Genomic DNA, 453 nt, shown 5'->3' with positions numbered 1-453 from the left:
TAGACGCGCTAGATTTAGGTTCTAGTATCGCAAGGTGTGAGAGTTCAAGTCTCTCCTTCCGCACCATTCTTTATTTAATAAAGAATCCAATCAGAGAAGTTCAACTCTTAAAAATCAATAATTGGGATATCGCCAAGCGGTAAGGCACCGGGTTTTGATCTCGGCATTCAGAGGTTCAAATCCTCTTATCCCAGCCAAATTCTCTAATACGTTTTTAACGAATTAGAATCCTTGAAGAAGGTTAAACTTGAAATTATGTTTTATTTAATTATAAAATATAAAGAGAAGTAAACTCTTAAAATAAAAAATAGTATATTGTCATGTGATATTGCACCGCGAGGTTTTAATATAGGATCTCCGCATAATACTAAAGAGAAGTAAACTCTTAAAATAACAACTGGGATATCGCCAAGCGGTAAGGCACCGGGTTTTGATCTCGGCATTCAGAGGTTC

At 36.0% G+C, this 453-nt stretch carries 1 tRNA gene; it reads left to right on the top strand.

The annotated features are described in order from the left end of the window. Positions 1 to 122 precede the first annotated feature (122 nt). Positions 123 to 197, top strand: a tRNA-Gln gene (locus V6256_RS15205). Positions 198 to 453: the final 256 nt, after the last annotated feature.

It is taken from the genome of Psychromonas aquatilis (genome assembly GCF_038155185.1).
Taxonomy (GTDB): Bacteria; Pseudomonadota; Gammaproteobacteria; order Enterobacterales; family Psychromonadaceae; genus Psychromonas; species Psychromonas aquatilis.
The sequence above is the reverse complement of the archived record's forward strand: the minus strand, read 5'-3'. Positions and strand labels throughout refer to the sequence as shown.